The 20,708-nt window shown below is 72.0% G+C and carries 16 protein-coding genes; 8 read left to right on the top strand and 8 right to left on the bottom strand.

Going from position 1 to position 20,708, the window contains the following annotated elements; genetic code table 11:
• Positions 1-22: 22 nt before the first annotated feature.
• A complete protein-coding gene (locus JNUCC0626_RS06375) occupies positions 23-4,798 on the bottom strand; it encodes a hypothetical protein (RefSeq protein WP_394618726.1) in 4,776 nt (1,591 codons plus the stop codon).
• Positions 4,799-5,022: 224 nt separating this feature from the next.
• Here JNUCC0626_RS06375 and JNUCC0626_RS06370 point away from each other — a divergent pair, with 224 nt between their 5' ends.
• Positions 5,023-5,397, top strand: coding sequence for an ArsR/SmtB family transcription factor (locus JNUCC0626_RS06370; RefSeq protein WP_394618725.1), 375 nt, complete (start codon positions 5,023-5,025; stop codon positions 5,395-5,397).
• 1 nt (position 5,398) lies between these two features.
• Positions 5,399-7,318, top strand: a complete 1,920-nt coding sequence (locus JNUCC0626_RS06365; RefSeq protein ID WP_394618724.1) for a heavy metal translocating P-type ATPase — start codon at positions 5,399-5,401, stop codon at positions 7,316-7,318.
• A 26-nt stretch (positions 7,319-7,344) separates the two neighbouring features.
• Here JNUCC0626_RS06365 and JNUCC0626_RS06360 read toward each other — a convergent pair whose 3' ends face one another.
• The 6 genes from JNUCC0626_RS06360 to JNUCC0626_RS06335 form a co-directional block, all read right to left on the bottom strand.
• A complete protein-coding gene (locus JNUCC0626_RS06360; protein ID WP_394621976.1) occupies positions 7,345-7,905 on the bottom strand; it encodes a snapalysin family zinc-dependent metalloprotease in 561 nt (186 codons plus the stop codon).
• A gap of 214 nt (positions 7,906-8,119) precedes the next feature.
• Positions 8,120-8,821 carry a hypothetical protein gene (locus JNUCC0626_RS06355; protein WP_394618723.1) on the bottom strand — a complete coding sequence of 234 codons (702 nt, stop codon included), beginning with the start codon at positions 8,819-8,821 and terminating at the stop codon, positions 8,120-8,122.
• 270 nt (positions 8,822-9,091) lie between these two features.
• Positions 9,092-10,402, bottom strand: coding sequence for an alpha-lytic protease prodomain-containing protein (locus JNUCC0626_RS06350; protein WP_394618722.1), 1,311 nt, complete (start codon positions 10,400-10,402; stop codon positions 9,092-9,094).
• 130 nt (positions 10,403-10,532) lie between these two features.
• Complete coding sequence (locus tag JNUCC0626_RS06345; protein WP_394618721.1) at positions 10,533-11,672, bottom strand: N-acetylglucosamine-6-phosphate deacetylase; 1,140 nt, start codon at positions 11,670-11,672, stop codon at positions 10,533-10,535.
• Complete coding sequence (locus JNUCC0626_RS06340) at positions 11,669-12,394, bottom strand: sugar isomerase domain-containing protein (RefSeq protein WP_394618720.1); 726 nt, start codon at positions 12,392-12,394, stop codon at positions 11,669-11,671. Before JNUCC0626_RS06340 ends, JNUCC0626_RS06345 begins: the two co-directional genes overlap by 4 nt.
• Positions 12,391-13,137, bottom strand: a complete 747-nt coding sequence (locus JNUCC0626_RS06335) for a 6-phosphogluconolactonase (RefSeq protein WP_394618719.1) — start codon at positions 13,135-13,137, stop codon at positions 12,391-12,393. Before JNUCC0626_RS06335 ends, JNUCC0626_RS06340 begins: the two co-directional genes overlap by 4 nt.
• A 27-nt stretch (positions 13,138-13,164) precedes the next feature.
• On the opposite strand from JNUCC0626_RS06335, the gene JNUCC0626_RS06330 reads away from it, so the two are divergent.
• Positions 13,165-13,908, top strand: coding sequence for a Gfo/Idh/MocA family oxidoreductase (locus JNUCC0626_RS06330; protein WP_394618718.1), 744 nt, complete (start codon positions 13,165-13,167; stop codon positions 13,906-13,908).
• 2 nt (positions 13,909-13,910) lie between these two features.
• Here JNUCC0626_RS06330 and JNUCC0626_RS06325 read toward each other — a convergent pair whose 3' ends face one another.
• Positions 13,911-15,452 carry a glycoside hydrolase family 3 N-terminal domain-containing protein gene (locus JNUCC0626_RS06325; protein ID WP_394618717.1) on the bottom strand — a complete coding sequence of 514 codons (1,542 nt, stop codon included), beginning with the start codon at positions 15,450-15,452 and terminating at the stop codon, positions 13,911-13,913.
• A gap of 60 nt (positions 15,453-15,512) precedes the next feature.
• Between JNUCC0626_RS06325 and JNUCC0626_RS06320 the strand changes: the two genes are divergently transcribed.
• From JNUCC0626_RS06320 to JNUCC0626_RS06300, 5 genes are read left to right on the top strand one after another with little or no spacing between them, the layout of a single operon-like run.
• Positions 15,513-16,811 (top strand): extracellular solute-binding protein, encoded by a 1,299-nt coding sequence (locus JNUCC0626_RS06320; protein ID WP_394618716.1) that lies wholly within the window; start codon positions 15,513-15,515, stop codon positions 16,809-16,811.
• Positions 16,808-17,683 (top strand): carbohydrate ABC transporter permease, encoded by an 876-nt coding sequence (locus JNUCC0626_RS06315; protein ID WP_394618715.1) that lies wholly within the window; start codon positions 16,808-16,810, stop codon positions 17,681-17,683. Before JNUCC0626_RS06320 ends, JNUCC0626_RS06315 begins: the two co-directional genes overlap by 4 nt.
• Positions 17,680-18,516: a carbohydrate ABC transporter permease gene (locus JNUCC0626_RS06310; RefSeq protein WP_394618714.1), complete on the top strand. Its 837-nt coding sequence runs from the start codon at positions 17,680-17,682 to the stop codon at positions 18,514-18,516. The genes JNUCC0626_RS06315 and JNUCC0626_RS06310 overlap by 4 nt, the downstream gene beginning before the upstream one ends.
• On the top strand, positions 18,513-19,688 hold the full coding sequence (locus JNUCC0626_RS06305; RefSeq protein WP_394618713.1) for a Gfo/Idh/MocA family protein: 1,176 nt from the start codon (positions 18,513-18,515) through the stop codon (positions 19,686-19,688). The genes JNUCC0626_RS06310 and JNUCC0626_RS06305 overlap by 4 nt, the downstream gene beginning before the upstream one ends.
• A complete protein-coding gene (locus JNUCC0626_RS06300; RefSeq protein WP_394618712.1) occupies positions 19,685-20,683 on the top strand; it encodes a LacI family DNA-binding transcriptional regulator in 999 nt (332 codons plus the stop codon). The genes JNUCC0626_RS06305 and JNUCC0626_RS06300 overlap by 4 nt, the downstream gene beginning before the upstream one ends.
• Positions 20,684-20,708: the final 25 nt, after the last annotated feature.

The following is a 20,708-nucleotide window of genomic DNA, read 5'->3' as shown; positions in this document are numbered from 1 at the left end:
CTGCAGCAGTTCCTCGCGCCGGCTAGGAGGGGTCGGGGGCGGGGTTGTACTTGGGACCCCGGGCTGCGGGTGGGACATTGTGGAAGCTCCTCGTGTGTGTACCCGGTCCCGTCGCGTCCGTCACCTGCACACGGGTGTGCAGCACGTCCGGTGTGTGGATGTCCGGCGTCGTCCGCTCGGCGAAGAAGTCGATGCGGTCGACCGACGTGCCGTCCTGCCTGGCGAGCTTACCGATGTCGGTCTCCATGCCGTACCAGGTGTCCGGGCGGCCGCGACCGTCGATCTTGTAGCCGCTGTTCTCGTGCGCCCACTGCGGGACGTGGTTGATTCGCTCACCGGGACCGCCCATCTCGTAGGCGATGATGTGGCCACCGGCCCACTTGAACTGCTTGACGTCCGCCGGGTCGTAGTTGGCCGCGGCGTACTCACCGGCGCTCCCGTCGGTCTTGCCGGCCGAGCCACCACCCGCGATGCGGCCGACGTCGGACTGCACACCCTCGGCGATCTTGCCGGGGGTCTCGCCGCGCCGCCCCTCGTAGTACGACTTGGTGTCGACGCCATCGGGCGCGTAGTGCGGCCGTCCGGAAGCCGCGATCGTGTCGCCGTGCACGTCCGTGCGGTACATCTGCATCGGCGTGCGCGGGTCGAGCCCGTCCACGTGCCGCGGCCCCACGGCGTACGTCGTGTCCGGCAACGGGCACCTGCCCCAGGTGACGTCGTCGCCCAGTTCGGGGTTGAAGCCGTTCGCCTGGTTGCCCGACCACGTCTGGACGTGCGAGATCCGCCCGTCCGCGTCGGTGTAGAACGTCCCGTGCCACTCGCCGTCCGGGCCGTTGACCTCGTACCGCGAGTGCGCCTGCAACGGCGGCTCGTGGTTGCGCGTGCTGAACGGCCCGGTGCCGTCGGGTTCCGGGCGGGCGTCGTAGCCGTTGACAGCCGGCTGGTCGTGGTAGCGACCACCCAGGTCGGGGTCGCCCTGCGGGTCCCAGTGCACGGCGGGCGGGGTCTGGCCGTTGTCGAAGCCCTCGAACCGGTCAGGCGAACGGGTGCCCGGCGGGTCCGCGTCCGGCGCGTTCGGGGCGTCCGGCGTGTTCGGGCTGTCCGGCGTGTTCGGGGTGCTGCTGTTGGGGGCGTCCACGTCCGGTCGCGACGAACCGACCTCCGGGAACGGCGTGAAGTCGCGGCCGACCAGCACGTGCGGGTCGCCGACACCGGTCTCCAGCCGGTAGGTCACGCCCGGCCGCAGCCGTGACGCGTCCGGGTCGCCGCTCATCCCGGTGCCCAGCGGCGTGTTCGGCACCTGCCGGTCGACGTGCGTGACGTTGCTGTTCGCGTCGGTGTAGTAGGTGCCGCGCGGGTTGCCGTCCGCATCGGTGACGACCATGCGCGAGTTCGGCTGCAACGGCTCGCCACCGTTGAGGTCGAACACACTGCGGTCCCGCGGCACCTGCACCGGCACCTCGGGCAGCGGACTGCCGTCGGGCCGCGTGGGCGGATCCCACTCGACCGAAGCCTGCGGCGTCTGGTTGCGCCCCTCCGGCGGGTCGGTGATCAGGTCACGCGGACGCTGCCCCCGATCGACCGCGTCGTCCGGCGTGAGGTCGGCCTTGTCGCCGTCCCGAGTGCCCGGAACGAACCCGTCCTCACTCGCCTTGGTCCGCGTGCCGTCGGGCCGGTGGGTCTCCCACTCGCCGTTCGGCGGGATCTTGGGCTGCCGGTTGCCGTCGGGCCCGATCTCGGCGTCACTCGTGTAAACCCGGCCACTGCTGTCGGTCCAGGCGGGCTTGGTGGGCGCGAGCACGTCCGCGCCGGTGTGCCGCGACAGCCGGTTGGCGAAGTCGTTGGACCCCGCGTCGCACCCGATCAACCGGATCGGCGTCTTGCCGTCCCACCCGTTGCGCCGCAACAGATCCCCGTACTCCTCGGGGCTGTAGGTGTGGTTGCCGATGCGAGCCCGGCCGTCCGGCGTGACGTGCACGTCGGCGGTGAAGTAGCGCGGGTCCGGCGGCACCCGCTGCGGCAGATCGCCCATCTCCGGGTCACCCCGGTGGTGCGAGATGCCGGCGGGCGTCGTCTCGCCGTGGCGGGTGTGGGCGTCGTCGATGCTCGGCCGGTCGGCTTCCGGGTGGTGCGCGTCGGGCTGTGAGCCGGGGTCGGCGTCGTGGTGCGGTCCCGGCGTGCCGTCGGGGTCGTGCCTGGGTGGTGGGACGTTCTCCGGGGTGCGGGGCGAGCCGGCGTCGTGGCGGGACGGCTGGGTGCCGTCGTGGGACCGGGTGCCGGGGGCGTCCGGGTGGCGTGGTGGTGCGGCGGGACCTGCGGGGGCGTCGCCGCCGCGCGAGTGGGGGCCGCCTGGGTGCGTGGGGCCTGCGTGGGACGGACCTGCATGCGAGGGACCCGAGTGCTGGGGACCGCCGCGTGGAGGGCCTGACTGCGAGGGACCGGCGTGCGACGGGCCAGTGTTCGAAGGTCCGGCATGCGACGGACCCGCGTGCGAAGGACCGGCGTGGGACGGGCCAGCGTGCTGGGGGCCGTTCTGCTGGGGACGGCCGGGCTGCTGAGGATTGCTGTGCTGCGGACCGCCGTGCTGGGGACCGGTGTGCGGCTGGGTGGGGTGCGGTCCCGTGTTGGGCTGGTTGGTGCGCGGCGGGGCGTGGTTGGACGGGCCGTTCCCACCGGCGTTGTTGCCTCCGGGACCGGCGTGCCTGGGGCCGGTCTGCGACGGCGATGTGCCACCGGGACCGGTGTGGCTCGGGCCGCCGGCATGAGCCGGGCCTGCGCCTCGGGGGCTCGGGCCGGGCTGGTTCGGACCGCCCGGAGCGGTGTGCGGCCTCGGCGCCGGAGAGCCGGGCTGACCAGAGGACGGAGCGGAGCCGTGCGGCGAGCCACCGCTCGGGCCACCGTGCGACGACGGGCCGGTCGGGCCGCCATGGGGCGAGGGACCACCTGGGCCGCCATGGGACGAGGCACCCGTCGGGCCGCCGTGGGACGACGGGCCCGCGTTCGGCCCGGCCGAGTGGCCGGGACCGGCGTTCGACGGGGTGAAGGACGACGGCCGGGAGCTGTCCGCCGCGCGGCTCAGCGGCGTGCTGGAGCCCAGGTCGCCGCGGCTGCCCGGGGTTCCGGTCCAGCCACCTCCGCCGCCCGGCCTCGGGCCCGCACCACCACCGGCCGGCGAACCGCCAGGCGCGCCGGGCGCACCACCTGGCGCTCCGCCAGGGGTGGGCTGGCCGGCGGGGGTGACGGGCGGGTTGCCCTGCGGACCTGTGTTCGCGGTGTGGGGATCTGCCGGGCGGCTCGGGGCTTCCGGGGCTGCGGCGGTGGCCGCCGACGTGTTGTCGACGCGGGGCGGCGGCGCGGCCGGGCCACCGGTGGGTGAGCCGCTACCTGGAGAGTTCGGGGCTCCGCCACGGTGTTCAGCCGACGGCGCGGTGCCGCGCGGGGTATCGCCGCCAGGAATGCTGCTGGTCGGCGTGCTTCCACGCGGAGCATCGGCGCCGGGGGTGTTGCCGCGCGGGGCATCGGCGCCCGAACCGGGGGTGTTGGGCGTGCTGCTGCGCGGGGCGTCGTTGCCGGGGCTGGGGGTGTTGCCGCGTGGCGCGTCGTTGCCGGGGCCGGGCGTGCTGCGTGGTGCGTCGGCGTCCGGATCGCGGCCGGGACGGGGAGCGGAGGTGGGTGCGTCGCCGGGGTCGCCGCGGCCGGGGCGGGAGGTGGTGGGATCGCTCGTCGGGGTCGCGGTGTTCGACGCCGTGGTCGTGTCGCGAGGGCGGTCGGACGGCGAGTTCGAATCCGGAGAGTTCGAGCCAGGCGAGTTCGAGCCCGGCGAACTTGAGTCCGGCGAGTTCGAGCTGGGTGAGTTCGGGGCGTCCGGGCTGTCCGGGTCGGACGACGAGCCCCCGTTGCCGCGGCCCGGGCTGCCGGAAGGCAGGTCCACGTCGGTGCGGCCCGTCTGCAGGAAGCCGCCCGGCTTGATGTTCTTCGTGCTCAGGGCGTCCAGGCCGGTGACCTTGCCGGCGAGCTTGCCCACCGCCTTCATGATCTTCTCGAAGACCTCGACCAGGCGCTTGAGCAGCGGCGAGACCTTCTTGATCGTGTTCAGCAGGTCCTGGATGATCTTCGTGATCTTGGCGGCCCACTTGGAGATCGCGGTCACCGCCTGCGCGACGATCACCGGCGTGCCGAACCCCAGCGAGAACACCGCCTCGAGCACCCAGGCGATGAGCTTGCCGACGAGGTCGGCGATCAGGTCGCGCACCATCTCGCGCACGAACGCCACGACCATGCCCATCATGCCCACGACGGTGCCCACGGTGCCGGCCGCCGAGGCCGCACCCGTCAGCGCGTCGCTCTGCACCTTGGCGTTCGCGCGGTAACCGTCCGCCGCCGGGCCGGTCCAGCCCTGCGTGCCGGACGTCACCTGGGCGACGTAGTCCTGGGCGATCTTGCCCAGCTCCTCGGAGACCTTGCCCCAGGTCGCCGAGTACGACTCGATCACCGGCGGGTCGCCCGCCAGCCAGTCGAGCATGTCCTTCAACGGCTGCACGTGCTCCATCAGGAACGAAGCGGCGGAGGACAGCAGGGTGCCGAACGGGTCGATGGCCATCGCGGCGGCGTCCGCGACCAGCCCGACCATGCCCAGGCCGGCCTCGATCCAGTTGCCGTCCTTGATGCCGTTGAAGGTGTCCATCGCGGACTCGGCGATCGAGATGCCCGTCGCCCAGCCGTTGTCGCCGGTGCCCGCGTTGAAGAGGCCGCCCGGCTCAGCGTCGGGCTTGACCACCAAGGGGTTCGGGTTCGTCATCGCGAACCCCCGACCCAGCCGGGTCCACGCGAGTCACAGCGTGCGGGCACAGCGCAGCCCTCCCCCATCAGTCCGCCAGGCATTGGCTCCAAAGATTCTCGCAGCGCAGATACAGCCAGTTGCACTATGCGGTCACGCAACCCTAACGGAGTAGCGGCGCCCGTGTACCTCAACCGGGAAATCCCCTGCAGGTAGATCATATCAACGTCCGTTAGTATGTTGATATGACGAACGAGCGCGAAGACGGCTGCGAACTCCTGTGCCTGGACCTCCCCCACGCCGAGCAGATCCGGGCCACCCTCCCCGCGTTGCCCGAGGCGGAGGTCGCGGCGGCCGGCGCACGAGCGCTCGGCGATCCGACCCGGTTGACCATCGCCACCGCGCTGCTGTCGGGCGACGAGTTGTGCGTGTGCGACATGGCGTGGGTGGTCAGCCAGGCGCAGAACCTCGTGTCCCACCACCTGCGCCAGCTCAAGATCGCCGGGCTCGTCTCCGCCCGCCGCGACGGCCGCATGGTCATGTACGCGCTCACCGAACGGGGGCGCGCCCTCGTCACCGCCGTCCTCGGCCTCGACACCGTTGCCCTGAAGGGAGAGTGACGTGTCCGACGCGTGCTGCGGCCCCGCAGAGACACCCAAGGCCGAGGTGGAGCAGAACCATGGTCCACAAAGGATCTGGCAGGTCCGCGAACTCCAACTGGCCGCCCTAGCCGCGCTGCTCCTGGCCGTCGGCTTCGCCGTCGAGCTGTCCGGAGCCGAACTCGTCGGCGACGTCGTGACGCTCGCGTCGGCCGTGGCTGGTGCCGCCACGTTCGCACCCGGCGCGGTGCGCAACCTGCTGCGTCGCCGGGTCGGCGTGGGCACCCTGATGACGATCGCGGCCATCGGTGCGGTTGCGCTCGGGCAGTTCACCGAGGCCGCGATGCTCGGGGTGTTGTTCTCCATCGCGGAAGGGCTGGAGCACTACGCGATCGCGCGCACACGTCGTGGGTTGCGTGCCCTGCTCGGCCTCGTGCCCCCGACCGCGGCCGTGGTGCGCGACGGGGTCGAGCAGCGGGTTGCTCCTGGCGAGTTGGTGGTCGGCGACCGGATGGTGCTGCGGCCAGGCGAACGGGCCGCCACCGACGGCGTGATCACGGCCGGCCACACGAGTCTCGACCTGTCCGCGATCACCGGGGAGTCCGTGCCGGTCGAGGCCGGTGCCGGTGCGGTCGTGCACGCGGGAGCGATCAACGGCGGTGGCGCGATCGAGGTCCGGGTCACCGCGCTCACGTCCGGGTCGTCGCTGGCGCGCATCGTGCACATCGTCGAGGAAGCGCAGGAACGCAAGGGAACCGGTCAACGGCTGGCCGACCGCATCGCCAAGCCACTTGTCCCCGCGATCATGGTCCTCGCCGCGGCCATCGCGGGGTTCGGCGCGCTGCTGGGTGACCCGCTCGTGTGGATCGAGCGCGCGCTCGTTGTGCTCGTGGCCGCTTCCCCTTGTGCCCTGGCGATTTCCGTTCCGTTGACCGTGGTCGCCGCGGTGGGCGCTGCCAGTCGGCAGGGTGCGCTCGTCAAAGGCGGTGCCGCACTGGAAGAACTGGGGCGCATCGGCGCGGTCGCCCTCGACAAGACCGGGACGCTCACCCGCAACTCCCCTCAGGTCGTCGACATCATCGCCGTCGGTGGCGCGAGTCGTGCCGACGTCTTGACCTCCGCGGCCGCGTTGGAGGCCCGCAGCGAGCACCCACTCGCTCGCGCGATCCTTGCCGCCGCAGGCGATGTGGAGGCCGCCGACGACGTCACCGCGGTCGCGGGTCACGGACTGCGCGGTGTCCACAACGGACAGAGGCTGCGACTGGGCAAGCCAGGCTGGGTCGCACCGGGCGACCTGCTCGACGACGTCGAACGGTGGCAGGAGGCGGGCGCGACGGTGGTGCTGGTCGAACGGGACGGCGTTCTGCTCGGAGCGATCGCCGTGCGGGACGAGCTGCGCCGCGAAGCACCCGAAGTGATCGGCAGGCTGCGCGAGTTGGGCATCGAGACCGCGATGCTCACCGGCGACAACAGCCGCACGGCCACCGCACTCGCCCGCCAGGCCGGCATCACCACCGTGCACGGCGAACTCCTGCCCGAGGACAAGGCGTCCCTGGTGTCCGCGCTGCGCACCAGGCGCAAGGTCGCGATGGTCGGCGACGGGGTCAACGACGCGCCCGCGCTCGCCACCGCCGACGTCGGCATCGCCATGGGAGCCATGGGCACCGACGTCGCCATCGAGACCGCCGACGTCGCGCTGATGGGCGAAGACCTCCGCCACCTGCCCCAGGTGCTCTCGCACGCACGCCACGCGCGGCGCGTGATGATGCAGAACGTCGGGCTGTCGATGGCGATCATCGGCGTGCTGATCCCGCTGGCCGCGTTCGGCGTGCTCGGCCTCGCGACCGTGGTGTTCGTGCACGAACTCGCCGAGGTGCTCGTCATCGCCAACGCCATCCGCGCGGCCAGGACGGGCGAGGCGATCGGGGGCGGCACCACGTAGTCGCCGCCCCCGATCGTCCGCTGCCGTCAGGCGTGGACGGGGACCTGCTCGTAGATCACCTTCCACTCGTAGGTGCCGACGAACCCGTTGGCCCACAAGGAGTTCACCCGGGCCACCTCATTGGCGTTCGGCGAGGCGACGGTGCACGAGGTGCCCGGACCACCACCCGACATCAGCTCCGAGCACGGACCGCTGTAGTGGTCCGGCAGGCCGAGCGCGTGCCCGGTCTCGTGTGCGGTGATGCGGGTGACGTAGTACTGCCGAGCCTGCGTGTAATCGATGAAAATGGTGCCGCGCCCGTGACCGTTGGTGGAGGCGTACGAACCGCGTGGATCATTGCCCTCGCGGTACCGCAGGGTGGCCGAGTTGCGGTTCTCCACCAGCTTCACGTTGCTCACCCGCGCGTTCCAGTTCGCCGCGCCCTGCCGAATGGCACTCGCGAACGTGGGTGCGCTGCTGACGTCGTAGTAGACGTTGACCGCCGCGGCACTGATCGGGGCCTCGGCAGCCGACGCCTGGCCGGTCAGGGGCGTGATGACGGTCGTGGCCGCGGCGAGCGCGACGGAAAGAACGACTTTCTTGAACATCATTTCTCCTCGCTTGCAGGGTGCGAAGAATGGAATCCCGGGGATTCCGCCGTCCAACGTAAAGAAAGTCGGCGCACCCACTCGTCCGCCATTGGCGTGATGCGATTCAACGGTCTTGACGGTTGACTTCGTTCACCATTCGGACGAATGCAGCGAAAGTTGCAGAAACGGAGCAAATGACCGTTACGGTGCGTCAGATCAGCTCGCCGACGAGTCAGGCGGGGGTACCGGCCGGCACCTTCTCCGGCGACTTCTGCCGGGTCTCGGCCGAGTAGTGCGCCACGGCGATCGCTCCGGCGATCGCCAGGAGGAACCCGACGGTCGCGGCGGTGAAGTAGCCGTCGCGCACCTGGTCGTCGAGGTAGACGAGGCCGACGAACGACGACAGCACCGTGTTCGAGGTGAACATGATGGCGGTGACGCCGGTCGGGCCGCCCCGCTGCAACGCCATCGCGAACAGCACCGCCGCGGTGAGGCCGTTGAGGGCGATGGACCAGGCCGCCGGTTCCAGGACGATCTTCCAGACGGCGTCCGGGAGGTGCAGCGTGCGGGCCGAGATGCCGACGACGCTGTAGGAGATGCCGGAGCCGAACGCCAGCGCGGCGGTCGCCCAGACGTGCCGGTGGCGGCGGGCGTAGGCGGCGAGCGCCAGCACCGGGATCGGGGTGGCCACGAGGATCCACCGCCAGTGCGAGGACAGGGCCTGGGCGGGGCCCGGCTCCGCGGAGACGCCCAGCAGGACCAGGCCGATCGCTCCGACGAGCAGTGCGCCCCAGCCCCGTGCACGCAGGCGGTGGCCCATGAACGCGCTGATCATGGCCGTGACGCCCACGCTGAACGCGAGCATCGACTGGACCAGGAACAACGGCAGGCGGTGCAGGGCGGCGGACGCGCAGCCGAAGCCCAGGAGGTTCACTCCCAGGCCGAGGAAGTATAGCCATTGGTGCCGCAGTGCGATGAGGTCGAGAGACCTGCCGCCGTATGCGCCCGCACGCCGGACACCCAGGGACTCCAGGATCGACCCACTGCCTGACGCCAGGGTGGCCAGCACAGCGAAGACGTAACCCAGTGCCATTCGCCCATTGTGTCAGCCGTTGATCGCGGCGCGCTCGGTTACCCCGAAGAGTGATCCTGTTCGCACCGAAACCGCCTCCCGACGGGGGCAGCCGTCGGGAGGCGGTTCACCTCAGAGCCGCTGCCAGAGGGCGGGGGTGTTCGGCGGCTCCCAGCCGGGGACGGACGTGTGGGGCTGGATGACGCGGTAGGTCGCGCCGTCGTAGGTGACCTGGGCGCCGCTGCCGTAGCTGGTGTACGGAGCCCACGTGCCGCTGCCGGGCGGCGTGCTCGTGGTCGTGGTGGTCGGCGGGGTGGTCGTGGTCGGGCCGGAGGTGGTCACCAGGCGCAGGTTGTAGGCCTGCAGGATCTCGGTCACCGGCTGGAAGTAGATGGTGCCGCCGGACTGGCAGTTGCCGGAACCGCCGGAGGTGACGCCCTGGGCCTGGTCGCCGGTCAGCCACGAGCCGCCGGAGTCGCCAGGCTCGGCGCAGGCGTTCGTGCGGGTCAGACCGGTGATGGTGCCTTCGGGGTAGGTGACCGAGGCGTTCTTCTGCTGGATGGTGCCGCAGCGCCAGCCGGTGGTGGAGCCGGAACGGCAGACCGACGAACCGACCGCCGCCTCCTGGGAACCCGCGACCGGCACGGTGCCCGGGTAGCGGTTGACCAGGGCTCGCGGGGTGTTGCCCGCGTCGACGCGGACCCAGGCGTAGTCGTTGCCCGGGAAGCTGCTGCCCTGGATGGTGCCGCTGGGGTTGGACGTGCGGCCGCCGGTGGAACCGCAGTGGCCCGCCGTGACGAAGCCGCCCTCGACGGCGAAGCCGATGGAACAACGGCCGCCGCCGGGCAGGCCGTAGGCGTTGCCGCCGATGACGTCGATCAACGGCTTGGGGTCCTCGGTGCTGGCCTCGAAGGTGACGACGTCACCGCGCAGGCCCGCCTCGGCCGTCCACGCCCTGGCCTGCTGCTCGCCGCCGGCGTGGGCGAGCACGACGACCTTGTTCGCGCGCACGTCGACGTACCAGCCGGGAACGGCGTCGGGCGCGGTGGTGGCGCGAGCGTCCAGCTTGACCTTCGCGCTGTCCAGGGCGGACGCGCTGTGCTTGACCGTGGTGGCGACGGCGCCGCGTGAGCGGACCGCGTTCGCCAGCGCCGGGTCGGTGACCGCGACGGTGAGGGTGTGGCCGGTGCCGTCCAGCCACGACCCGGCGTAGGCCGGGCCGAGCTGCGCCTTCAGGGTGGCGTCGGTCTGGCCCGCGACCTGCTCGGCGGCCAGGCGGTCGCGCGCCTGGTCCGAGGAGATGCCCAGGTCACGGGCCATCGCGGCGAGCAGGGCAGGGTCAGCCGAGTTGGCCGCGGTGGCGCTGGTCGTCAGCGCCACCGCGAGAGTCAGCCCGGCTGCTGTGACCGCCGCTGTGGCGGCGGCGATGAGCTTGCGGTTCATGTCCGCTCCTTGCACGCAGGGTGATTGCGGGCAGAACGTACGACGGGCTCACCGCAAGTGGTACATACCAATTGGGCATAAGGTTCAGACCACCCAAGTGGAAAGCCGCTGATCCGGGAACCGCGGACCGTCACCGCACCCGGCGTCCGGACTGCAGGACCCCAGCCAGCGAGAGCCCGGCCGGACCGGGTTCCAGCACCAGGAGGTCGGCCGGTCCGCCGACGCGCAACTCCCCCACACCCGGTCGTGCGCCCGGGATCAGGCGCGCCGGGTTCCTGGTCGCGAGGTCCAGCGCCGCCGACAGACCGAACGAGGTGTGCGCGGCGACGTTCCGCACGCCGTCCAGCAGAGTGGCCGCAGCGCCCGCCAGCAGGTCGCTGCCCACCTCGGACAGTCGTTGGTGCTCGTCCAGGTCCACCTCCGCGCCCACCGCCGTGCGGTACCGGCCCGGTGGCCTGCCGCCGATCTCGGTGGCGTCCGAGACCAGGAACGCGCGGTCCGGTCCCTTGGCGCGGAGCATCACCTCGAGCGTGTCGAACGGCAGGTGGTGGCCGTCCGCGATGAGGCCCGCGCTCAGCCGGTCGTCGGCCAGCTGCCGCCAGAGCACGTTGGGATGGCGGGGCAACGTGGTCGGGATGCCGTTGCCGAGGTGGGTGCAGAGGGTGGCGCCCGCGTCGACGGCGGCGGTCACCTCGTCCGGGGTGGCGTGCGTGTGTCCGATCGCGACGGTGACGCCGGCGGCGACCAGTTCGCGCACGTGGGACATCGCCTGGTCGCCGTGCGGGGAGATCGTGAGGATCCCGACCGGGCCTTCCCGCCGCCAGCGGGTGACCTCGCCGGGGTCGAGCGGCCGGACGAACGCCGGGTCGTGCACGCCGCGCGCGCCCTGCCGGTCGGAGATGAACGGGCCCTCGACGTGCGCCGTCGGCACCGCTCGGGCCACCACCGGGTCGTTCGCCCGCGCCCGGGCGACGCACCTCAGGGCGTGGGTGATGCGGTCCTCGCTCGCCGTGATGACGGTCGGCAGCCAGGTCGTGACGCCGTGGGTCGCGAGCAGGTGCGACAGCTCGGCGATGGTGTCCGGGCCGACGGACCCGCCGTTCACGTCGAGGCCGCCGTAGCCGTTGACCTGGAGGTCGACCAGGCCGGGCGCGAGCAACGGCAGGTCGGACGCCGGGCCGATCGGGGTGATCGACGTGATGACGTCGTCGCGCCAGGCCACCTCGACGGCACCGGCTGCGGTACGGCCGACCGCTTCGGAAGGTTTCACAGCTGCGGCACCCTTCCCCTGACCTGTTCGGCGGCCCGCGCGTTGTGCGCGTCGCCTCCCTCGGTGTAGCTGGACCGCCACACGGTCGTCCCGGGCGCCTGCGCGACCGCCGCCGCGAGCACCGCGTGCAGCACGAACGAGTTCAGCGCCGTCGACACCCCGCCCATCTCAGCACCGGGTGCCACTTCGAGCACGACGTCGCCCGGTGGGACGTGCGTGTCGATGTGCACGTGGGCGTGCGACGGCAGGTCTCCGGCACGGGCCGGGTGGTCGGCGGGCAGTCTGGACGCGGCGGCCCGGGAGGACAACGCGATCACCCGGACCCCTCGCGCCCGGGCGGTCCTGGCCGCGCCGACCGAGGCCGCGTTGACGCCGAACGCGTTCACGACGACGAGCAGGTCGCCCTCGACGAGGCCTTCGACGGCTGCGGCTCCACGGCCGGCCTGGCGTTCGGTCGCGGTCGAGTTCAGCGCGCCGCCGAGCAGTGACGTGCCGGGATCGGCGACCGGAGCGACCAGCACCGGGCAACCGGCGCGGTAGAAGACGTCCTGCGCGGCCAGGGCGGAGTGGCCGCCAGGGCCGTGGACGTGCACCAGGCGGTCACGCCGGAACTGGTCGGCGACCAGCGCGGCCGCCGCCGCGATCGACTCCGCCTCGTCGCGGACGATCGCGTCGATCGCCGCGCACAACCGGTCCGCGTAGGTCCTCAGCAGCGCGGTCATCGCGGGTCGGACTCCGCGTCGAGGTACAGGGTCACGTCCGGGTGCGTGCGCAGCGCGGTGCCGGGGTGCATCGGGCCGATCGGCTCGGTCAGCGTCTGGCGCACCGCCGTCCGCTTGGCCCGTCCCGGCACGGAGGCGATCACGACCTCCGCGTTGAGCAGCCTCGGGATCGTCACCGTCACGGCGGTCGCGGGCACGTCGCCGAACGTCGCGAAGTGGCCCTCCTCGACCTGCTGCGTGCGACTGGTCGCGTCCAGCGCCACGACGCGGGCGCCGCGCGGGTCGGCGAAGTCGGCGGGCGGGTCGTTGAACGCCAGGTGCCCGTTGACGCCCAGGCCCAGCAGCACCAGGTCGAACGGCTCCTCGCCCAGCACCGCCTCGTACCGCACGGCCTCGGCCTCGGCGTCGGAGGCCGGGTCGATCGGGTGCAGCACCGCGCCGGGCAGGTGCCGGACGAAGTGCGTGGTCAGCCAGGTGGCGAAGCCCTGCGGCGCACCGGGCGGCAGCCCGATGTACTCGTCCATGTGGAACAGGTCGACGCGGGTCCAGTCGACGTCCTCCCGCGCGAGGGCGGCCAGGGTCGCGCTCTGGCTGGGCGCCGCGGCGAGCATCACCCGTGCCGTGGCGCGTTCGGCGAGGACGTCGCGCAGCACCCGGCCCGCGTGGGCGCCGGCGAGCGCGCCCATCTCCTCCCGCGTCGGCGCTCCGACGACCGTCATCGCACTCTCGGCCCTGATGAGCATGAACCCTCCGTGTGGTACTAAAAGCCGGTGGACTTGTGCAAACGTTTGAACACGACCGCGCGCCTGGCGATCGTCGGGCTGGACAGCTCACGCCCCGCGCGGCTGCGGGAGTTCCTGGCCGGGCCGGTGGCGCTGGTGGCCCCGGAGGACGCCGGGGGACTCATCGGGCAGGTGGACGCGGTGCTGCTGTGCACGCGCGACGGCCGTGATCACGCCGCGCAGGCGTTGCCGCTGCTCAGAGCGGGGATCTCGGTGTGGGTCGACAAGCCGCTGGCCACCCGTGAGGCCGACGCGCGTGCCCTGGTCGACGCGGCCGGGACAGCGCGGGTGGTGCTCGCCTGCCGGTCGGGATTCCGGGACGCCACGGCGACGCGCACGGCCGCGGCGTGGGTGCGTGACCAGACAGGAGCGGTGACCGTGACGATCGACGGACCGGCCGACCCGCACAGCCCGTACGGCGGGCTGGCGCACTACGGCGTCCATCACGTCGAACTGGCCTGCGAGCTGGCCGCACGGCCGTTGGACGTGCACGGCGCGACCAACCGACGCGCCCGGCTGATCGGCGAGAACCTGACCGTCGACCTGATGTTCCGCCCCAACGCCGAGGCCTTCACCATCACGGCGGGCGAGCGAACGAGGGTCGAGGCTCCTGCGGCCTACCTGGAGGACCAGGTGGCCACGTTCCTCGACGCGGTCGAGCGCGGGCTCGGCACCCAGGACCCGGAAGCGCTGGTAGAGCCGGTCATGCTGCTCGAACGGATCCTGGGCTGACCTCACCGCAGCACCTCGGCCACGGCGGCGACGGCGGCGCGCGAGACGATCCCGAACGCGTCGACCGCCGGCACGCTCACCGACGGCGCCCCGACCCGCAGGTCGTCGGCGACACAGGTGGAGTTGACCACCGCCACGACGTCCTGACCTGCGGCGCGAGCGGACCGGACGGCCGCCGCGAACGCCTCGGAGTCACGTCCGCCGTCGACGGGCAACGGGCAGGTCACCGCCACGACGACGGCTCCCGGCCGCACCAGCGCACCGGGTTCCTCCGGCCGCTCCGCGACGTGCGCGACGCCCAGCCGTGCCGCCACCCGCGCGGCCAGGTCGCTGTCCCCGACCACGATGACAGGCCCGGTCACCGGACCGCCCCGCGCACTCACCGTGCGAGCCAGCCCGGAGTCCTCCCACTCCCCTCCGGCGTCGAGCTCACGGCAGCGGTCGAGGTCGATCCTGTGCCCGCGGTGCAGGCCGAGCCACGTCCTGGCCCGCAGCAACCGCGCGACCGACCGGTCGAGTTCGCCGCCGTCGAGTACCCCGGCCGACAACGCCTCCTCCAGCGCGTCGAGCAGCGCGGGCACCTCCCCCGCGAGGCACTTCACGTTGGCGACGTCGGCTCCGGCGGCCAGCGCGGCCACCGCCGCGTCCGCCGTGCTCCAGCGCGCGGCGATCGCCCCCATCCGCAGCGAGTCCGTGACGACCAGGCCGTCGTAGCCCATCTCCTCGCGCAGCCAGGTGCGGTTGACCTGGGACGACAGGCTCGCCGGGCCGTCCACGCCGAGCGCGGGCAACGCCACGTGCGCCACCATCACCGACGCGACCCCGGCGGCGACCGCGTCGCGGAACGGCGGCAGGTGCAGCCGGTCGTGGTCCTGCCTGGTCCTCGCCAGCACGGCGGACTCGGAGTGGGTGTCCTGCGCGCTGTCCCCGTGGCCGGGGAAGTGCTTCGCGGTGGCGAGCAGGCCTCCGTCCTGGTAGCCGCGCACCTGCGCCGCGCCGAGCTGACCAGTGCGTATCGCGTCCACCCCGAACGCCCGCACACCGAGGATCGGGTCGTCGGGGTTCGTCAGGACGTCGACGCACGGGCTGAACGTCCAGTGGAACCCGACCAGCCGCGCCTCTCGTGCCGCGGCTTCGGCGATCCGCCGCGCGACCTCGGTGGAACCGCTGAACCCGACACCGCGCGGGTACGGGAAGTCCGTGCCGCCTCCGCCGAGCGTGTAGCCGATCCCCGACTCGAGGTTGGCGGCCACCAGCACGGGTGGCACGCCCAGTCCGGCGCACAGGTCGTCGACCTCGGCGTGGTAGCGGCCCGCGCCCGACACGGTGGTCCCGACGAGGCCGTGCAGCACGCCCAGTCCGGCGGCGAGCGCAGCCCGCACATCGACGTCAGGACGGCCGCCACCGTCGTGACCAGGCAGGACGACGAGCCGCTGGGCGAGTTTCTGCCGAGGCGTGAGTCGTCCGAGCCACCGGTCGACCCAGGTCTCCGCCTCGTCACCGAGCGGATCGGCGAAGGGGGCTTGACGATTGCCAGAACGCATATCTAGTTTCTATCAAACGTTTGCACGACCAGTAAACACCAACCTCACATCGGAGGGACCATGGCTCGCAGAAGCGCGTTCCGGCTGTTCACGGCCGCCGCCGGCGCACTGGCCCTGGCCGGGTGCGGGCTCGGCGACGGCCCCCAGACCGGCAGCGGCGTGGACACCTCCGGCGAGGTCAAGGGCGACATCACGTTCCAGACCCTGCAGCTGTCCCCCACGTTCGACGGCTACCTGCGCGGGGTGATCGCCGCGTTCGAGAAAGACCACCCCGGCACGAAGGTCACCTGGACCGACATCCCCAGCAACTCGGCCGCGCGCAAGACCAACGCGGACGCCGTGGCGGGGTCGCTGCCGGACGTGATGGACCTCGACACCGGCACGCTCGCGCCGCTCGCCCGCAAGGGACTCGTGGTCGACATGGGCGCTGCCGCGAACGACCTGAAGGGCGGGTTCGTCGAGTCCGCCTGGAAGTCGGTGAGCTTCGGCGGGTCGTCGGCCTCGGCCCTGCCCTGGTACCTCAACACCCCGGTGCTGATGAAGAACTCCGCGTTGCTGGAGCAGGCCGGACTCGGCTCCGCGCCGGACCCGGCGAGCTACCCGGAACTGGTGGAGGCGTCCGCGAAGATCGCCGCCGCCACCGGCAAGGCGGGCTTCCAGCCGACCCAGCTCGGTTTCCACACCTACCTGCGCAGCCTCGGCGTGCCGCTGGTGAACGACCAGGGCACCGAGGCGGTCGTGCGCACCCCCGAGGCGATCGCGTTCGTCGAGTCGCTCGCGAAGCTGCAGAAGTCCGGGGGCATCCCCGCCGACGCCGTGTCCGCCCAGCAGCGCGGCGAGATCGAGACGTTCCAGGAGGGGCAGACGGCCTACCTGGAGACCGGCGGCTCCAGGTTGAAGATCATCCAGCAGAACGCGCCCGCGGTGTACGCGCGGACGACGCTCACGAAACCGTTGGCGGTCAACGGCAAGGGCACCTGGGTCGTGGCGCACGGCGTGGCCGTGCCGAAGGCCTCGAAGAACCTGCCCACAGCGGTCGCGTTCGCGAAGTTCCTGACGTCGGCGGACAACCAGCTCGCCCTGGCAAAGCAGTCGAGCGTGTTCCCCAGCACGGCGAAGTCCCTGGAGGACGCGTTCTTCACTGCCGAGGGCGGCGACCTGGTCGCGCAGGCACGCGCGATCTCCGCCGCCAGCCTGAAGAACGGCACGACGAACGCCACCCCCGCCGCGGTCGACTCCGAGTTCACGACCGCGCTGTGGTCGTCGGTGCAGCGCGCGATCGTCGGTGAGGTGCCGGCCGACCAGGCGCTCGCGGACGCCGAGACGAAGCTGAACTCGATCCTCAAGGCGCGCCAGTGATCGCGGCCCGTCACCGGTGGTTCGTGCCGCTGCTGTTCGTCGGCCCGATCCTGGTGGTGCAGTGCACCTTCCTGTTCACCCCGCTGGTCAACACGTTCGTGCTGGCGTTCACCAACGCCAGCACGGTCGGCGGCGGCCGCTTCACCGGGTTGGACAACTTCACGACGCTGTTCGCGGACTCGGAGTTCTGGGCCGCGGTCGGCAGGACGTTCCTCTACGCGCTCATCACGGTCCCGTTGATCGTGGCGATCTCGACCTCGCTGGCGATCCTCGTCAACACGTCGTTGCGCGGCTCGGCCATCGTCCGGTCGTTGCTGTTCTCCCCCATGGTGATGCCGCTCGCGACCGTGGCGGTGATGTTCCAGTTCGTGCTGCGCTCGGACGGTCTGGCGAACCAGCTGCTGCAGGGGCTGCACGTGATCAGCGGTCCGCTGCCGTTCCTGACGAGTTCGCACCTCGCGCTGGTCAGCCTGACGCTGGTCACGGTCTGGCGGGGCTGCGCGCTCGCCACGCTGATCACGCTGGCGGCACTGCAGAACGTGTCCCGCGAGCAGGACGAGGCGGCGCGGATCGACGGCGCGGGCTGGGTGCGCCGGACGTGGAGCGTGACGCTCCCGCAGATCCGCGGGACGACCGTGCTGGTCGCCGTGCTGACCTCGATCAGCGCGCTGCGGGTGTTCACCGAGCCCTACGTGATGACCGGCGGCGGACCGGGCGACGCGACGGAGACGATCGTGCTCTACCTGTTCGAGAAGGGCGTCGCGCCCGGCACGCAGGCGGGCTACGCCTCGGCGATCAGCCTGGTGCTGTTCGTGTTCGTGCTGGCGGCCGCCGCCGTCACCTGGGGTGCGAGCCGCAGGAGGGCCGCATGAACGAGCTGACCGTCTCGCGCGGGGAAGCGACGCTGCGGTGGGTGCTCATGCTCCTCGCCTCGGCGGTGGTGCTCGGCCCGTTGCTGTGGCAGCTCAGCACCGCCCTCAAAGGACCGGGCGAGTCGACCACCGGGTTCCTCAGCGGTCTCGTGCCAAGCGATCCGACGCTGGACAACTTCACCACCGCCTTCACGCAGATCCCGCTCGCCGGCTACCTGCTGAACTCCGCGGGCATCGCCGCGCTCGGGGTGACGACGAACCTCCTGCTCGCCACCCTCACCGGGTACGCGCTCGCCCGGATCCCGTTCCGCGGCCGCAACCTCTACATGGCGGCGCTGCTCGCCACGGCCGCGCTGCCGTTCGAGGTGATCCTCGTGTCGACGCTGCTCGTCACCAGGAACCTCGGGCTGCAGGACACGTTGCTCGGCGTGGTGCTCCCGCAGGCCGTGTCGATCACCTCGATCTTCGTGATGCGCCAGGCGTTCCGCGCCATCCCGGACGAGCTGGAGGAGGCCGCGACCATCGACGGCGCGGGTCCGGTGCGGACGTTCCTCGGGATCATGCTGCCCAACGCCAAGGGCTCGCTGGCCGTGGTGACCGTGCTGGGGTTCCTCGACTCGTGGGACCACTTCATCTGGCCGCTGGTCGTGCTGAGCAGCCCGGACAAATACCCGGTGAACGTCGGCGTGCAGTACCTGTCCGGCGCGTTCTCCGCCGACCAGCGGGTCATCTCCGCCGCGGCGCTCGTCGTGATCGTGCCCCCGCTGCTGGTGTACCTGCTGTTGCAACGTCATGTGTTCTCGGGTCTGGCCGGAGGGGCGTTGAAGGGATGAACGACACGGTTCTGGTCGGCACCGGCGGTTACGGGCTGCGGCACCTGCGCAGCCTGCTCGAACTCCAGCGCGCCGGGCGGCTGCGGCTGGTGGCGCTGGTCGACGTCCACGTCGGTGACCAGGCGTCGGCGTTGCTCGCCGAGCACCGCAGCGCTCTCGCCCGGTACTCCGACCTCGGGCGGGCGCTGGCAGTGCACCAGGTCGACGGCGTGGTCATCGCGACGCCGCCGCACACGCACTTCGACCTCGCCCGGACGGCGATCCGCGCGGGAACTGCCGTGTACCTGGAGAAACCGCCCGTGACGCTGCTGCAGGACCTCGACGCGCTCGCCGCCCTGCCCGCGACCCGGCGGGTCGAGGTGGGGTTCCAGGCCGCGGGCGCCACCGTCGGCGCGCTGCACCGGGCCTGGACCGCGCTGGGCAGGCCGCCGGTCGACGACGTGGTGGCGCACGGCGCGTTGACGCGGCCCGACGAGTACTACCGGCGCAGCAGGTGGGCCGGCACGTGGTTCCTCGACGGGCAGGCCGTGCTGGACGGGCCGTTGTTCAACCCGCTGGCGCACGTCGTGCAGGCGGCGCTGCTGTTCGCGGGCCAGGTGGAACGGGACTGGGCACCTGCGTCGGTCGAGGCCGAGTGCTTCCACGCCCGGCCGATCGAGGGCGACGACGTCTCCGCCCTGCGCGTCACCCCGCACCGCGGCCCGAGGGTGGTGGCGGTGGGCACGACCTCGACCGACGTCGTCGTGCGCCCCGGAGTGCTGGTGCACACCCGGAACGGCACCATCCGCGTGACGGACGGAGGAGAGCGCGTGGTCGCGTGTCGAGGCAGGCGAAGGATTCCGGTGCCGCACGCCGCTCCGGTGGTGTCCGCTCTGGAACGCGCGGTGACCGACCCCCGCGGGCCGGCAGACCCGTTGCTGTCCCTGCGCTCGACCAGAAATCTCGTGCTCACGACCAACGCCGTGGCCCAGGCCGTCGGCGCACCGGGCACACCGCCCCGTTCGTCCACATGGGACGGACAACGGGTCGCGGGGCTCGGCCGGCTCGTCGCCGCCTGCGCGCGCCGGGCGGCGCTGCTGTCCGAGGTGGCTCCGGAGTGGGCGGGTTCGACCGGGCGGATCGACGTCACCGAGTACCGTGGCCTGATGCACCCCGAACTGGTCGCGGCATGACCGGGCGCGCTCGCAAGACGAAGCTCGCCGACGTGGCGGCCGAGGCCGGGGTCTCCATCTCCACGGTGTCGAGGGTGTTCTCCAATCCGGAGCTGCTCTCGCCCGAGACCGTCCGCAACGTGCGCGAGGTCGCGGCACGGTTGCGGTACACGCCGAACCCGATGGCCCGCGCGCTGCGGGCGGGCGACTCGCCGTACATCGGCGTCGTGGTGCCGGACATCAGCAACCCGTACATGACGATGCTGCTCAAGTCCGCCCAGGCCCGGTCCCGGGCGCGCGGCATCGGGGTCTTCGTCGCGGACACCGACGACGCGGCCGACATCGAACGGCAGGTGTGCGAGCAGTTCGCCCGCCAGACACGCGGCATCCTGCTGTGCGCGCCGAGGATGAGCGTCTCGCACATCCGCGAGATCGCGGACATGATCCCGTTGATGCTGGTGAACCGGCCGGTGGACGGCATTCCCTGCGTCTACACCGATTCCACGGCGTCGGTCGCCGAACTGGTGGACCGGCTGTGCGAGCTCGGGCACGAGACGATCGCGTACCTGCCCGGCCCGGTCGGGTCCTGGGCGAACAAGGTCCGTGCCCGCACGGTGGCGGACCGGGTGCGCAAGCACGGCGCCGAACTGGTGAAGCTCGACCCGACCGCCGCCCGGCACGAGGACGGCGTCACGGCGGCGCGCGCGGTGGCGGACGGCGGCGCGACGGCGGTCGTGGCGTTCGACGACGTGCTCGCGGCGGGGTTGATCGAGGGCTTCCGCCGGCTCGGACTCTCGGTGCCGGACGACATCAGCGTCGCCGGGCACGACGACGTCATGGCCGGACTGGTGCAGCCGGGGCTGACGACCGTCGAGGGGCTCAGCGCCCGCGTGGGCCAGCTGGCCGTCGACCGCCTGCTGGAGGCCGGTGAACCCGGCATCACGGCCGATCCGAACCACCTCGGCGTCGGCACGAAGGTGATCTGGCGCGCGAGCGTCGGCAAGCCCCGCGCCTGAGTTCCTTCTCCCCCTCTCGTTCCTT

The organism is Lentzea sp. JNUCC 0626, assembly GCF_043632865.1.
In the GTDB taxonomy this organism is placed as follows: domain Bacteria; phylum Actinomycetota; class Actinomycetes; order Mycobacteriales; family Pseudonocardiaceae; genus Lentzea.
The sequence above is the reverse complement of the archived record's forward strand: the minus strand, read 5'-3'. Positions and strand labels throughout refer to the sequence as shown.